Origin of the sequence: Geodermatophilus sp. FMUSA9-8 (assembly GCF_037034165.1) — a bacterium.
In the GTDB taxonomy this organism is placed as follows: Bacteria; Actinomycetota; Actinomycetes; order Mycobacteriales; family Geodermatophilaceae; genus Geodermatophilus; species Geodermatophilus nigrescens.
Window position 1 is genome coordinate 1 of the sequence record NZ_JBAGKE010000017.1, and the last position, 13,887, is coordinate 13,887.

Here is a 13,887-nt window from a genome sequence, read left to right on the forward strand (position 1 = left end):
CCTAGCCGAGGAGGGCCTGGGCGGCGAAGGGGTGCTCCCCCAGCGGCTCCCACGGGCCGCCGAGGTAGCGCCACAGCCCGAGGCCGCGGGCGGGCACGTCGTACGGGACGAAGGAGGCGGCCAGCCGGTCGCGCAGCCCGCGCGCCACCGCCGGCTCCACCTTGTTCTGCACGGTCACGTGCGGTGAGAGCCGCTGCCGGTCCTGCGGGGTCAGCCACGGGTCGAACTCCGCGGCCAGGCCCGCGTGCAGCGCGGCCAGCTCCGCCGAGGCCAGCCGGTAGGCCACCCCGCGGCCGAGCAGCTGCAGCCCGGTGACGGCGACGTCGAACGGCGGCCGGTCGGCGGCCCGGTCCAGCGCCGCCTCGACGGCGGGCCGCTCCTCCCCCGGCAGCGCGTGGAACAGCGTCACGTGCGCGGCCAGGTGGTTGCGCTCGCGCGGGAAGTGCTCGGCGCGCAGCCGGTCGAAGCGGGCCTGCGCCTGCTCCTCGAGGAGCAACGTGACGATCAGCGCCCGGGCGTCGCTCACAGGACCGCGCGGGCGCCCTTCCCGAGGACGGTCACGCCGCCGGCGCTGACGTGGTAGTGCTCGCGGTCGGCGCCGGTGTCCACGCCGATGCGCGCCCACGGCGGGACGACGACGTTCTTGTCGAGGATCGCGCGCCGGACGAAGGCGCCCTCGCCGACCACCACGCCGTCCATGAGCACGCTGTCCTCGACCCGGGCGCCGCGGTCGACGCGCACGCCCGGGGAGACCACCGAGTTGTGCACGGAGCCGCCGCCGATGATCGCGCCGGCGCTGACCATCGACTCCTCGGCCCGCCCGCCGAGCACGAACTTCGCCGGCGGCAGCTGCGGCGGGAGCGTGTAGATCGGCCAGCGGTCGTTGTAGAGGTTGAACACCGGCGTGACCGACACCAGGTCCATGTGCGCGTCGAAGTAGGCGTCGATCGTCCCGACGTCGCGCCAGTAGCCGTGGTCGCGCTCGGTGCTGCCCGGGACGATGTTGGTCGAGAAGTCGTAGACGTAGGCGTCCCCGGTGGCGGCCATCATCGGCATGATCGAGCCGCCCATGTCGTGCACCGAGTCGGGGTCCTCGGCGTCGGTGCGCAGGGCCTCGAGCAGCGCGTCGGTGGTGAAGACGTAGTTGCCCATCGAGGCGAAGGACTCCTCCGGGGAGTCCGGCAGGCCGGGCGGGTCGGCGGGCTTCTCGAGGAAGCCGCGCACCTTCCCGTCGGCGTCGGCGTCGATGACGCCGAAGCCGGTGGCCTCCTGCCGCGGCACGCGCAGCCCGGCGATGGTGACGCCGGCACCGGTCTGCAGGTGCTGGTCGACCATCTGCCCCGGGTCCATCCGGTAGACGTGGTCGGCGCCGAAGACGACGACGATCTCGGGCCGCTCGTCGTAGATCAGGTTGAGGCTCTGGAAGATCGCGTCGGCGCTGCCGGTGTACCAGCGCGGGCCGAGCCGCTGCTGCGCCGGCACCGGGGTGATGAAGTTGCCCAGCAGGTTCGACATCCGCCACGTCGTGGTGATGTGCCGGTCGAGGCTGTGGCTCTTGTACTGTGTGAGGACGGCGATCTGCCGGATCTCGGCGTTCACCAGGTTCGACAGCACGAAGTCGATCAGGCGGTAGTTGCCGCCGAACGGGACGGCGGGCTTGGCCCGGTCCGCGGTCAGGGGCGCGAGCCGCTTGCCCTCGCCACCGGCGAGCACGATGCCGAGAACCCGGGGACTGCCACGCATGGGGGGAACCTAGTCGCTGGCCGGGACCGCCGTCGCCCCGCCCGGGTGCTTCCCGCCCCCTAGGGTGACCGCCGTGCGGATCGGCATCGTGACCAGGGAGTGGCCCCCGGACGTCTACGGCGGCGCCGGGGTGCACGTCGAGCACCTCGTGGCGGCGCTGCGCGCGCTGCCCGCGGGGCCCGACGTCGACGTGCACTGCTTCGGCGCCCCGCGGCCGGACGCGGTGGCCTGGCCGGTGCCCCCGGGCCTGGCGCAGGCCAACGGCGCGCTGCAGGCGCTGGGCACCGACGTCGAGATCGCGGCGGGGCTCGCCGGCGTCGACCTCGTGCACAGCCACACCTGGTACGCCAACGGCGCGGGCCTGCTCGCCGGGCTGGTGCACGGCGTCCCGCACGTGGTCACCGCGCACTCCCTCGAGCCGCGGCGCCCGTGGAAGGCCGACCAGCTCGGCGGCGGCTACCGGCTGTCGTCGTGGGTGGAGCGCTCCGCCTACCTGGCCGCGGACGCCGTCGTCGCCGTCAGCCACGGCATGCGCGCCGACGTCCTCGATGCCTATCCCGACCTGGACCCGGCGCGGGTGCACGTCGTCGGCAACGGCGTCGACGCCGAGGCCTACCGGCCCACCCCCGCGCCCGACGTCGTCCGCTCCCTCGGCGTGGACCCCGACCGGCCCTACGCGCTGTTCGTCGGGCGGATCACCCGGCAGAAGGGCGTCGTCCATTTGCTGCGCGCGGCCGAGCAGCTACCGCCCGACGCGGGGCTGGTGCTCTGCGCCGGCGCCCCCGACACCCCGGCCGAGCGGCAGCAGGTCGCCGACGCGGTGGCCGAGCTGCAGGCGCGCCGGCCGGGCGTGGTCTGGATCGAGGCGATGGTGCCCCGCGAGCAGCTGGTGCCGCTGATCACCGGCGCCACGGTGTTCGTCGTGCCGTCGGTCTACGAGCCGCTGGGCATCGTCAACCTCGAGGCCGCCGCGTGCGGCACCGCGGTCGTGGCCAGCGCGGTCGGCGGCATCCCCGAGGTGGTCGCCGACGGCGTGACCGGCCTGCTGGTGCCCTACGACCCGCAGGACCCCGGCGCCTTCGAGGCGGGGCTGGCCGAGCGCACCGCCGAGCTGCTGGCCGACCCGGCCCGCGCCGCGGCGATGGGCGCCGCCGGCCGCGAGCGGGTGCTCTCGGAGTTCGGCTGGCCGGCCATCGCCCAGCAGACCGTGCAGGTCTACTCGCAGGTGCTCGCCGCCCGGGGGTGACCCGCCTGCCCGCGGGGCGCGGGCGCCGGGATGGGATCCTGTCCCGTCGTGGCTCCCGACCCGACCCCGACCGCGGCCGCCCCGGAGGGCGCGCGCGACCCGCTGTCCGAGACCGCCCGTCCCGACGTCGTCGTCGGGCTCGTCGCCGCGCCCGGCGCGGCGCTCGAGGTGGCCGGCGAGCTCGCCGCCGACCTCGCCGGCGCGTTGCGCGAGCGGCACCCCGACGTCGCCTGGGACGTGCGCGTGGTCGAGGACGGGCTGGTGCAGCCGCCGGCCGACGACGCCGAGATCGTGGCCGCGGCGCGCGGGCGGCTGCTGGTCGAGGAGTGGGACCTCGCCGTCTGCGTCACCGACCTGCCGCTGAGCGTCGACCGGCGCACCGTCGTCGCGCACGCCAGCCCCGTGCACGGCGTCGCGGTGCTCTCGCTGCCGGCGCTGGGCGCGGTGGGCCGCCGGCGGCGGGCGCTGCAGACGTCGGTGGGCCTGGTCGCCGCGCTGCTCGGTGACGACGGCGGGGACGACCCCGAGGCGCTGCGCCGGCGGGTGCGCGAGCTCGCCGCCGACACCGACGGCGGGGACGGCGTCGGGTTCACCGCCCGGGTGCTCAGCGGGAACCTGCGGCTGCTGGTCGGCATGGTGCGGGCCAACCGGCCGTGGCGGCTGACCATCTCGCTGTCGCGGGCGCTGACCGCCGCCGTCGCCGCCGGGGTGTTCGCGCTCATCACCCCCGACGTCTGGCTGCTGGCCGACCGCTTCGGCCTGGCCCGGCACCTCACCGTGGGGCTCGGCTCGGTGGTGGCCATCTGCGCGACGCTCGTCGTGGGCGCGGAGCTGTGGGAGCGGGCGCGGTCGCGGCGGGTGCGCAAGCAGGTGGCGCTGTTCAACCTGGCCACCGTGGCCACCGTGGTCATCGGCGTGCTGACCCTCTACGCGGCGCTGTTCCTGCTGGCGCTGGCCGGGTCGCTGCTGCTGGTGCCGCCGGGGCTGTTCGCCGACGGGCTGGGCCACCGGGCCTCCCTCGGGGACTACCTGGAGCTGGCCTGGCTGACGAGCTCGCTGGCCACCGTGGGCGGCGCGCTGGGCGCGGGCCTGGAGTCCGACGAGGCGGTGCGCGACGCGGCCTACACCCACCGCGTCGGCCAGGACGGGTGACGAGACCGGCGAGTCCGGGGGAGGATGGGCTGTGACCATCGCCACACGGTTCGCCGCGGCGCTGCACGAGCAGACCGCCCGCGGGCCGGGCGGGACCGAGCTGCTGCCCGTCCGGCTGACCCGCGCGGCCGCGGCCACGCTCGGCGTCGACGCCGCCGGGCTGTCGGTCGTCGACGCCGCAGGCGCGCGGATCCCGCTCGGGTCGAGCAGCACCGACGCGGCCTGCGCCGAGCGGCTGCAGTTCACCGTGGGCGCGGGCCCCTGCTGGGAGGCGCAGCGCACGCGGCAGCCGGTGTTCGCCGTCCAGGCCGACCTGCGGCGGCGGTGGGCCCCCTTCGCCGACCTGCTCGCCTCGCAGACGCCGTTCCGCGCCGTGGTCGCCTTCCCGCTGCGGGAGGACCTTGCCGGCGCCGGCGCGCTGGACCTCTACTTCACCGCGGACGCCGCGGTGCCGGCGCTCGACGTGTTCGCCGCGGTCGCGGTGGGCGAGCTGGTCACCGCCGCGCTCACCGAGGCGGCGGTGTGGTCGGACTGGCCGGCCGAGCGCGGGCCGGACTGGCTGCACGGCCCGGAGGCCCGCCGCCGCGCCGCCGTGCTGCGCGCCGCCGGCCGCGCGGCGATGGCGCTGGAGACCGACCCGGCGACGGCGCTGACGCTGCTGCGCGGCACCGCCTGGTCCGGCGGGCGGACCGTCGAGGACGTCGCCGAGGACCTCGAGACCGGGGTGCTGCGGATCGAGGACCTCGCCGCCGGGCCGGTGCAGGGGCCCGCCGCCTAGGAGCGGCCCGTGTGACCGTCCCCGCAGGTCAGCGGCGGAATCGCCGTCGCCGGCGGGGTGCTGTACCCGCTGTGACCGCAGCGCCCTCGCCGTCGTCCGTCCCGACCGTCCCCGCGCCCGTCCCCTCCCCCACCCGCCTGCTCGACGTGCGCACCGTCTACGCCGAGCCCGCCGCCCTGGACTCCGCCCGCGGCCGCGACGTGCTCGCCCGCTTCCCCGGCGCCGAGGTGGTCGAGGTGCCCTCGCACTGGCAGATCCCGGAGCTCAACGGCAACGAGGGCAACGTCGAGCGCTGGGTGCGCGTCAAGACCGAGACGCTGGTGCTCGGCGTCAAGAAGTCGCTGTCGGCCCGGCCCAACAGCCGCTCGTCGAACTGGATCGCTCCCTCGACGGCCAACGGGTGCGCCATGGCCTGCGCCTACTGCTACGTGCCGCGGCGCAAGGGCTTCGCCAACCCGATCACCGTGTTCACCAACATCGAGCAGATCACCGGCTACGTGCGCCGGCACGTGGCCCGGCAGGGACCCAAGACCGAGGCCGACCAGTGCGACCCGGTCAGCTGGGTCTACGACATCGGCGAGAACAGCGACTGCTCGGTCGACGCGCTGGTCAGCGACAACGTCGCCGACCTGGTCGCCACCTTCCGGGAGCTGCCCACCGCCAAGGCGTCGTTCGCCACCAAGTTCGTCAACCGGGAGCTGCTCGACCTCGACCCGCAGGGCCGCACGCGCATCCGGTTCTCGCTCATGCCCGACGCCGACTCCCGGGTGATCGACGTGCGCACCAGCCGCATCGCCGAGCGCGTCGCCGCCGTCGACGACTTCGTCGAGGCCGGCTACGAGGTGCACCTCAACCTGTCGCCGGTGGTGCTGCGCGAGGGCTGGGAGGCCGACTGGGCGCAGCTGCTGCGCCAGCTCGACGACACGCTCTCCCCCGCGGCGAAGGCGCAGGCGGCGGCCGAGGTGATCATGCTGACCCACAACCGCGACCTGCACGAGGTCAACCTCGGCTGGCACCCCAAGGCCGAGGACCTGCTGTGGCGGCCGGACCTCCAGCAGCCCAAGCGCAGCCAGAACGGTCAGTGGAACGTGCGCTACCGCAACCACGTGAAGCGGGCGGGCGTCGACCGGCTGCAGGAGCTCATCGCCCACCACGCGCCCTGGCTGCGCGTGCGCTACGCGTTCTGATGCACCTGTCCCTGCTCGACCGCTCCCGCACCCGCGCCGGGGAGACCGACGCGGCCGCGGTGCTGGGCACCGTCGAGCGGGCGGTGCGCGCCGAACCGCTCGGCTACCGGCGGTTCTGGGTGGCCGAGCACCACGGCGTCCCGGGGATCGCCGGGGCCGCCCCGGCGGTGCTGCTGGTCGCGGTGGCCGGCCGGACGACGGCGATCCGGCTGGGCTCGGCCGGCGTGATGTTGCCGCACCACCAGCCGCTCGTCGTCGCCGAGCAGTTCGCCACCCTGAGCGCGCTGGCTCCCGGCCGGGTGGACCTCGGGCTCGGCCGCTCCCCCGGCTTCACCCCGCCGGTGCGCCGGGCGCTCCGGGAGACCGAGCGCGACTTCGCCGCCGACCTCACCGAGCTGCGCGCCCACCTCGACGGCACCGCGGAGATCACCATGCACCCGCGCCCGGCCGCCGACGTGCCGATGTGGGTGCTCGCCACCGGTTCCGGCCTGGAGGTCGCGGCGGCGCTCGGGTTGCCGGTCGTCGTCGGCGGGCCGCTGCTGGGCGTGGCCGGCGACCCGGAGCCCGGTCGGGAGGCACTGGGCCGCTACCGCCGCACCTACCGCCCCTCGGCGCGGGCACCGGAGCCGGAGGTGGCGATCAGTCTCGACGTGCTGGTCGCCGACACCGCCGCCGAGGCCGCCGACCTGCTGCTGCCCGAGGCGTGGGCGATGGCGCAGGCGCGCACCACCGGCGTCTTCCCGCCGCTGGAACCGGTGGCCGTGGCGCGGGCGGCGCCGATGACCGCGGTGCAGCGCCGGCACGCCGGACGGACGGCGGCCTCGGCCGTGGCCGGCACCGCGTCCCAGGTGGCCGGCCGGCTCGCCGAGCTGGCAGAGCGCACGGGCGCGAGCGAGCTGGTCGCGGCCGGCAGCACGTTCGACCGGGCGGCGCTGGCCGCCTCCGACGCGGCGCTGGCCGCTGCGCTCGCCTGAGCGCCCGGGGCCGGATCACCCGTTCGGGGACGACGTCCCCGCACTACGGTGGCGGGGTGGCGCGCGTCGTGGTCGTCGGCGCCGGGCTCGGCGGGCTGGCGGCGGCCGCCCGGCTCGGCGCGCTCGGGCACCGCGTGACCGTCCTGGAGCAGGCCGACGGCGTCGGCGGGAAGCTCGGCTGGTTCGAGCGCGACGGCCACGCCTTCGACACCGGCCCCAGCCTGGTGACGCTGCCCCAGGTGCTGCGCGACCTCTTCGACGCCACCGGCGGCCCGCTGGAGGACGCCGTCGACCTGGTGCGCCTCGACCCCGCGGTGGCCTACCGGTTCGCCGACGGCACGCGGCTGGCCGTCCCCGGGCACCTCGACGACGTCCCCGGCGCGCTGGACGGGGCGCTGGGCGACGGCGCGGGCGGCCAGTGGCGGGCGCTGCTGGACCGCGCCGAGGCCATGTGGGCGATCACCGAGCAGCCCTTCCTGCGCTCGCCCCTGCGCGGGGCCGCCACCCTCGCCCGGCTGGCCCGCGACCCGTCCGACGTCGGCACCGTCGCCCCTTGGCAGACGCTGCGCGGCCTGGGCGCCCGCCACCTGCGCGACCCGCGGCTGCGGGTGCTGCTCGACCGGTACGCCACCTACTCCGGCTCCGACCCGCGCCGGGCACCGGCGGTGCTGGCCACCGTGCCGTGGGTCGAGCAGGCGTTCGGCTCCTGGTACGTGCGCGGCGGCCTGCACCGGCTGGCTGAGGCGGTGGCCGACCGGGCGCGCGAGCGCGGCGCGGACGTCCGCACCGGCACGCCGGTGCGCCGGGTGCTCAGCGACGGTGGCCGGGTGTCCGGGGTGGAGCTGGCCGAGGGCGGGGAGATCACCGCCGACGTCGTGGTCTCCGGCGCGGACGCCACCGCGCTCTACGCCGGGCTGCTGCCCCCCAACCGGCGCACCCGCGCGGTGCGCCGCGGGCTGACCCGGGCGACGCCGTCGCTGTCGGGCTTCGTGCTGCTGCTCGCCCTGCGCGGGCGGACGCCCGGGCTGGCGCACCACACCGTCGCCTTCCCCACCGACTACGACGCCGAGTTCGACGCGGTCTTCGGCACCGGCCGGCACCGCGGCGTCCCCTGCCCGGTCCCCGACCCGACGGTCTACGTCAGCGCCCCCGACGACCCGGCCACCCGGCCCGACGACGACAGCGAGTCCTGGTTCGTCCTGGTCAACGCGCCCCGGCACGACCCCGACGCCGGCGTCGACTGGGACGCGCCGGGCCTGGCCGACCGGTACGCCGGGCGGGTGCTCGAGGTGATGGCCGCGCGCGGCCTCGACGTGCGCGACCGGGTGCGCTGGTGCGTGGCCCGCACGCCGGCCGACCTCGCGCGGGAGACCGGCGCCGTCGGCGGCTCGATCTACGGCACGTCGAGCAACGGCGCCCGCGCGGCCTTCCTGCGGCCGGGCAACGCCGCGCCCGTCCGCGGGCTCTACCTCGTCGGCGGCTCCTCGCACCCGGGCGGCGGGCTGCCGCTGGTCACCCTGTCGGCCGAGATCGTCGCCGGGCTGGTCGGTCCCGCCTGAGTCCGCGGCGCACGCTGTCGGCGGCCGGTGCGAGGCTGCCCGGCGTGCGCACCGACCCGCCGGAGACCGGCGACGAGACGACCCTGCTGTCCGCCTACCTCGCCTACCAGCGCGAGACGGTGCTGCAGAAGACCGAGGGGCTGAGCCGCGAGCAGCTGGGGCGCACCCACCCGCCGTCGTCGCTCACCCTGGCCGGGCTGCTGTACCACCTGGCGCTGGTCGAGGAGAGCTGGGCGGTGGAGCGGTTCTCGGGCGGGCCCGAGCTCGCGCCGTGGGACGGGGTCGACTGGGACGCCACCCCCGACTGGGAGTTCGACGCCGCCCTCGGCCTGGAGCCCGACGCGCTGCGCGAGCGCTACCGGGAGGCCGGCCGGCGCACCGACGCCGTGGTGGCGGCCGCGGGCTCCCTCGACGCGCTGTCGGCGGTCCCGCTCCGCAACGGGAGCCTCTTCAGCCTGCGGTGGATGCTGCTGCACCTGCTCGAGGAGACGGCGCGGCACGCCGGGCACACCGACCTGCTGCGGGAGGCGGTCGACGGCGTCACCGGCGAGTGAGCCTCAGCGCGCGAGCTCGGTCGCCCAGGCGGCGACCTCGATCCGCCCCGTGGTGCCGGCGTCGACCCACATCGGGAGCACCTGGCCCGGGTCGCCGGGCACCGGGACGACGCGCAGCGCCTGGCCCTCGGTGAGCCCGCCGGCGGTCACCGTCGCCGACCACGACACCCCGGTCACCGCGCTCTCCCCCGGCTGCAGCACCAGCGGCGCGGGGCCGGGGTCGATCACCATGTAGCTCGACTCGTGCGCCGTCTCGAACGCCATCGGCCGGCCGCCGGCATCGAGCACCTCGACCGCCGGGTAGCCGGTGACCTCGCGCGCGGTGTCCCCGCAGTTGGTCACCGTGACGACGACGGCGCGGTGGCCGAGGCCGGCGTCGACCGGGCCGGCGGTGACCAGCAGACCGAGCGGCGAGCAGGTCGGTGTCACCGGCTGCGGCACCGCCGGCGCGTCCTCCGGCTCCGTCGCCGGCGGGGTCGCCGGCGACGGGGACGGCGGGACCCCGAGGCCCGCGGCATCGGCCGGCCCGCCGGGCGTCCGGAGGGCCAGCGCGACCGCCGTCACCGCGACGACGGCCAGCGCCACCAGCAGCGGGACCATCCAGGAGGAGCGGGCGCGCACCTCAGCCCCGGGCGGCGCCGAGGCCCAGCACCGCGGCCAGCCCCAGCGCGCTGCGCGGCGCGTAGGCCGTCCGCCACAGCCCGCCGTGGACGGCGGCGTGCGCCTCGTCCTGCCAGGGGTGCTCGTGCCGGGGACCGCCCCCGGTGTGCAGGTCGTGCACCAGCAGCGCGGCCATGAGCACGTTCGACGTCGCCGGCTCGAACACCTCGACGCCGAAGCGGTGGGCGCCGGCGTACGCGGCGGCCAGTGCCCGGTTCTTCACCACCGAGCGGGTGCGGGTGGGCGGCGCGACGTTCATCGACACCGTCGTCCCGGCCGACCGCGCAACCGTGGCCCGCCAGCGCTGCAGCCGCTTGGCCAGCGCGTAGTTGGGGCCCTGCTGGGCGACCAGGCTGTCGTTGACGCCCGGGTCGGCGCCGGGCACGTAGGCGCGCTGCAGCAGCCGGCCCGCCGACAGGGTGCGCAGCGGGCGGCCGACCAGCTTGCCCACCCGCGAGCGGCCCGCGTACGCGCGCACCGACTGGGCGACGGCGTCCCCGGGGACGGCGAACACGTCGGTGGGCGTGGCGAGGAAGGCCAGCGCCGTCTCCGGCCGGGCCGCCTGCAGCCGCAGGGTGAGCGCGTCGACGGCGGCGGAGACCCGGACGTTCGTGGCGCCGTCGGCGTAGACGTAGTTGCCGAGCACGAGCTCCCCCGGCAGCCCGGCCAGCCAGTCGGCGACGGCGGGCACCTCGCGCACCAGGTCGGCGCCGGCGCCGCCGGGCAGGTCGCCGTCGGCGGGGACCAGCAGCGTGCCCGCGCCGCGGCGGGCGGTGTCGAGGACACGGCGCCACAGGTCCGGCCGCGGCAGGTCGACCCCGGCCACGGTGGCGCCCCAGCGCAGCAGCGCGGTCAGCGGGCCCATCTCCGCGCCGGCGCCGAGCACGACGACGGTGCGGCCGGGCAGCGCCAGCCACTCGGGGTGCGCGGCCACGGTGCGCACTGCCTCGGCCGCCGACGGCTCGAGGACGCCACCCTCGACCCAGGCGTCCAACCGCCGGGACAACTCGGCGCCGCGCAGGCGCGACCCGTGGAACGGCAGGCTGAACTCGCGCTCGGCCTCGCCCTCGCCGGTGACCTCCCGGGTGCCCGGGGTGCGCGTGGACGGGGCGTCGAGCAGGGCCGACAGCGGCCGCTCGCCGTCGTCGCCGGCGACGTGCAGCCGGGCGTGCACCGCGTCGAGCCCGGCGCCGGCGACGGCGCGCGCCGCGTCCGGGGAGGCCAGACCCGCCTCGACCAGCCGCCGGAAGTGGGTGAGGTACCCGGCGCGCCAGTTGGTCTCCTGCTCGGCGGCGCGGGCGCCCACCGGGTCGACCGGCCGCAGCGCGTCGGCGACCACCGCGCGGCCCACCGCCCCGGTGCTGCGCCGCCCGTCGGGGCCGGCGGGGAAGACGACGCCGGTGTCGTCGGTGCTCATGGGCTCCTCAGTCCGTGGTGACGGGCGGCGGGTCGACCGGTGCCCCGGCCTCCAGCCAGCGCAGCAGGGTGCGGGCGCCGAAACCGGTGCCGCCCTTGACCACCTCGGCGTCGTCGGAGCCGGCGCGGGCCGGTCCGGCGACGTCGAGGTGCGCCCAGGGCAGGTCTCCGGCGAAGGGTCGCAGGAACAGCGCCGCGGTGGTGCCGCCGGGGTTGCCGGGGGCGTTGGTGGCGTCGGCGACCTCGCTGGCCAGCTGCGGCGCGTACTCCTCGTCCAGCGGCATCCGCCAGACCCGTTCGCCGGCGTGCAGCGCCGCCGTGGACAGCGCGTCGGCCAGGCCGTCGGTGGTGGCGTACAGGCCGGCGGTGCGTGCGCCGAGCGCGACCTTCATGGCGCCGGTGAGCGTGGCGACGTCGACCAGCGCGGTCGCGCGGAGGTGCAGGCGGGCGTGCGCGAGGCCGTCGGCGAGGACGAGGCGCCCCTCGGCGTCGGTGTTCTGCACCTCGGTGGTGCGCCCGCCGACGTGCCGGATGACGTCGGCCGGCCGGTACGACGAGCCCGACACCGCGTTCTCGGCGGCCGGGACGACGGCGGTGACCCGCACCGGCAACTCCAGGCGGGCGGCGGCCTCGACCGCGGCGAGCACCGCCGCTCCCCCGGCCATGTCGGTCTTCATGTCGCGCATGCCGGGGCCGTGCTTGATCTGGAGGCCGCCGGTGTCGTAGGTGATGCCCTTGCCGACGAGCACGGGGTGCGAGGCGCCGGCGCCCGGCGGGTCGTAGGCGGCGACGACGAGCCGCGGCGGGGACGCCGAGCCGCCGCCGACGGCGAGGACCCCGCCGAAGCCGCCCGCGGCGAGCTCCCCGGGACCGAGCACGGTCACGGTGACGTGCGGCAGGCCGCCGAGCCGGTCGACCGCCTGCTGCGCGAGCCAGGCCGGGTCACCGGTGTCGGGCGGGGTGTTGACCAGGTCGCGGGCCCAGGCGACGGCGCGGGCGGTGACCTCGCCGGCGCGGGCCGCGGCGGCCACGGCCGGGCCGGCGGCGTCGGTGGCGACGACGGCCACGGTCGCCAGCCGCGGCGGGTGCGGGCGGGAGGACTCGCGGAACCGGTACCCGGCCAGCAGCGCGGCCTCGACGGCGGCGCGCACCTCGTCGGCGCCGGCGGAGGCGAGCGCGGTGTCCAGCGGCAGCACGAGGCGGCCGGCGCCGTGCTCGGCGAGGGTCTGCGCGCGGCGCACCGCGGTGGCGACGAACGAACGCAGGTGCGGCAGCGTCCCGTCGCCGGTGCCGACGGCGACGACGCTGCGCGGGCGGCGGCCGGGGACGGGCAGGTTGGTGATGCCGCCGGCCTTCCCGGTGTTGCCGGTGTCGGCGAGCGCGCCGGCGAGCAGCTCGGCCGGGACCGGCGGCGCCGTGCCGGGCGCCGGCGAGGTGAGCCACGGGGGCAGCGCGCCGCCGGCGCCGACCGGGACGGCGAGGACGTCGTCCTCACCGAGGTCCGGCAGCGCCGCGAGCAGCTCCACCCGGGGCAAGGGGGCGGCCCCGGTCGCCGGCGTGCTGCCGGCGGCCGGGGCCGCGTCGTCCTGCGCGGGGCTGCCCGAGGGCAGGCTCGCGGAGACGTTCAGCTGGTCGCGCCCTTCAGGGCCTCGGAGAGCGCCGCGGCCTCGTCGGGCGACAGCTCGACGACCAGGCGGCCGCCGCCCTCGAGCGGCACCCGCATGACCAGGCCGCGCCCCTCCTTGGTGACCTCCAGGGGACCTTCACCCGTGCGCGGCTTCATGGCCGCCATGCGTGCCTCCTTCGCCGGCCACCCGCGGCCCCTCTGCGACGGCGGTGTGGCTGTTCCTCGGTGCGTAGCTCTGTCCCATGATCCCGTATCCCCGCCGCGGTTCCAACACGAGCCCCGTCAGGGGGTCGCCCGGAAGCAGGTCGCGACGTGGTCGTCGACCATGCCGGTGGCCTGCATGAGGGCGTAGGCGGTCGTGGGCCCGACGAAGGCGAAGCCCCGGCGCTTGAGCTCCTTGGCCATCGCGACCGACTCCGGGCTGGTGGCCGGCACGTCGGCGAGGGTGGCCGGGCGGGCCCGCGGGCCGGGAGGCGCGAACGACCACAGGAGGTCGGACAGGCCGCCGTCGACCTGCTGGGCGGCGCGGGCGTTGCGGATGGCGGCGGTGACCTTGGCGCGGTTGCGGACGATGCCGGCGTCGGCCATCAGCCGCGCCTCGTCCTCCTCGGTGAAGGCGGCCACCGCGTCGATGGAGAAGCCGGCGAAGGCGGCCCGGAAGGCCGGGCGCTTGCGCAGGATGGTGAGCCACGACAGCCCGGACTGGAACGCCTCGAGGCTGAGGCGCTCGAACAGGGCGTCGTCACCCCGCAGCGGGGTCCCCCACTCCTCGTCGTGGTAGCGCGCGTACTCGGGGGCGCTGTCCCCCCAGGCGCAGCGGACGCGGTCGGGTTCCACGGCGGGGACGCTAGCGGCGGGCAGGGACAGGTCGGTCGTCATGGCTCCCGTTGTCCGCCCCGCGCGGTCGGTCCGCAATCCCCTCCCGGCATCTGTGGACAGGCTCCTGACCTGGGGATACAGGTCGCCGCACCGCACTCGGGGCGGTAGACTC

At 77.1% G+C, this 13,887-nt stretch carries 14 protein-coding genes; 7 read left to right on the forward strand and 7 right to left on the reverse strand.

Features of this window, described 5'->3' with window-relative positions:
• Position 1: 1 nt before the first annotated feature.
• Positions 2–526 (reverse strand): 2'-5' RNA ligase family protein, encoded by a 525-nt coding sequence (locus tag WA616_RS24065; protein ID WP_336033855.1) that lies wholly within the window; start codon positions 524–526, stop codon positions 2–4.
• Positions 523–1,743, reverse strand: a complete 1,221-nt coding sequence (gene glgC / locus WA616_RS24070; protein WP_336033857.1) for a glucose-1-phosphate adenylyltransferase — start codon at positions 1,741–1,743, stop codon at positions 523–525. Before glgC ends, WA616_RS24065 begins: the two co-directional genes overlap by 4 nt.
• 73 nt (positions 1,744–1,816) lie before the next feature.
• Here glgC and glgA point away from each other — a divergent pair, with 73 nt between their 5' ends.
• The 7 genes from glgA to WA616_RS24105 all read left to right on the forward strand — a co-directional run bounded on the left by glgA (position 1,817) and on the right by WA616_RS24105 (position 9,193).
• Positions 1,817–2,989: a glycogen synthase gene (gene glgA / locus WA616_RS24075; protein ID WP_336033859.1), complete on the forward strand. Its 1,173-nt coding sequence runs from the start codon at positions 1,817–1,819 to the stop codon at positions 2,987–2,989.
• Positions 2,990–3,037: 48 nt separating this feature from the next.
• On the forward strand, positions 3,038–4,141 hold the full coding sequence (locus tag WA616_RS24080) for a hypothetical protein (protein ID WP_336033861.1): 1,104 nt from the start codon (positions 3,038–3,040) through the stop codon (positions 4,139–4,141).
• Positions 4,142–4,172: 31 nt separating this feature from the next.
• A complete protein-coding gene (locus tag WA616_RS24085; RefSeq protein ID WP_336033863.1) occupies positions 4,173–4,919 on the forward strand; it encodes a GAF domain-containing protein in 747 nt (248 codons plus the stop codon).
• A gap of 71 nt (positions 4,920–4,990) precedes the next feature.
• Positions 4,991–6,106 (forward strand): spore photoproduct lyase family protein, encoded by a 1,116-nt coding sequence (locus WA616_RS24090; protein WP_336033865.1) that lies wholly within the window; start codon positions 4,991–4,993, stop codon positions 6,104–6,106.
• The gene (locus tag WA616_RS24095) at positions 6,106–7,080 is read left to right on the forward strand and encodes an MsnO8 family LLM class oxidoreductase (protein ID WP_336033866.1); all 975 of its coding nucleotides are present in this window, start codon (positions 6,106–6,108) and stop codon (positions 7,078–7,080) included. The genes WA616_RS24090 and WA616_RS24095 overlap by 1 nt, the downstream gene beginning before the upstream one ends.
• 56 nt (positions 7,081–7,136) lie before the next feature.
• The gene (locus WA616_RS24100; protein WP_336033867.1) at positions 7,137–8,639 is read left to right on the forward strand and encodes a phytoene desaturase family protein; all 1,503 of its coding nucleotides are present in this window, start codon (positions 7,137–7,139) and stop codon (positions 8,637–8,639) included.
• A 44-nt stretch (positions 8,640–8,683) separates the two neighbouring features.
• Complete coding sequence (locus WA616_RS24105) at positions 8,684–9,193, forward strand: DinB family protein (RefSeq protein WP_336033869.1); 510 nt, start codon at positions 8,684–8,686, stop codon at positions 9,191–9,193.
• A gap of 3 nt (positions 9,194–9,196) precedes the next feature.
• Here the strand turns inward: WA616_RS24105 and WA616_RS24110 are convergent, their stop codons facing one another.
• From WA616_RS24110 to WA616_RS24130, 5 genes are all read right to left on the reverse strand, one after another.
• Positions 9,197–9,814, reverse strand: a complete 618-nt coding sequence (locus WA616_RS24110) for a DUF4232 domain-containing protein (RefSeq protein ID WP_336033870.1) — start codon at positions 9,812–9,814, stop codon at positions 9,197–9,199.
• A 1-nt stretch (position 9,815) separates the two neighbouring features.
• On the reverse strand, positions 9,816–11,270 hold the full coding sequence (locus tag WA616_RS24115; protein ID WP_336033872.1) for a hypothetical protein: 1,455 nt from the start codon (positions 11,268–11,270) through the stop codon (positions 9,816–9,818).
• Between the two features lie 7 nt (positions 11,271–11,277).
• Complete coding sequence (locus tag WA616_RS24120) at positions 11,278–12,795, reverse strand: leucyl aminopeptidase family protein (protein ID WP_336033874.1); 1,518 nt, start codon at positions 12,793–12,795, stop codon at positions 11,278–11,280.
• A 98-nt stretch (positions 12,796–12,893) separates the two neighbouring features.
• Positions 12,894–13,061 carry a DUF3117 domain-containing protein gene (locus tag WA616_RS24125; protein WP_012947303.1) on the reverse strand — a complete coding sequence of 56 codons (168 nt, stop codon included), beginning with the start codon at positions 13,059–13,061 and terminating at the stop codon, positions 12,894–12,896.
• A 117-nt stretch (positions 13,062–13,178) separates the two neighbouring features.
• Entirely contained in the window at positions 13,179–13,733 is a 555-nt protein-coding gene (locus WA616_RS24130) for a DNA-3-methyladenine glycosylase I (protein WP_336033881.1), read from the reverse strand.
• Positions 13,734–13,887 lie beyond the last annotated feature (154 nt).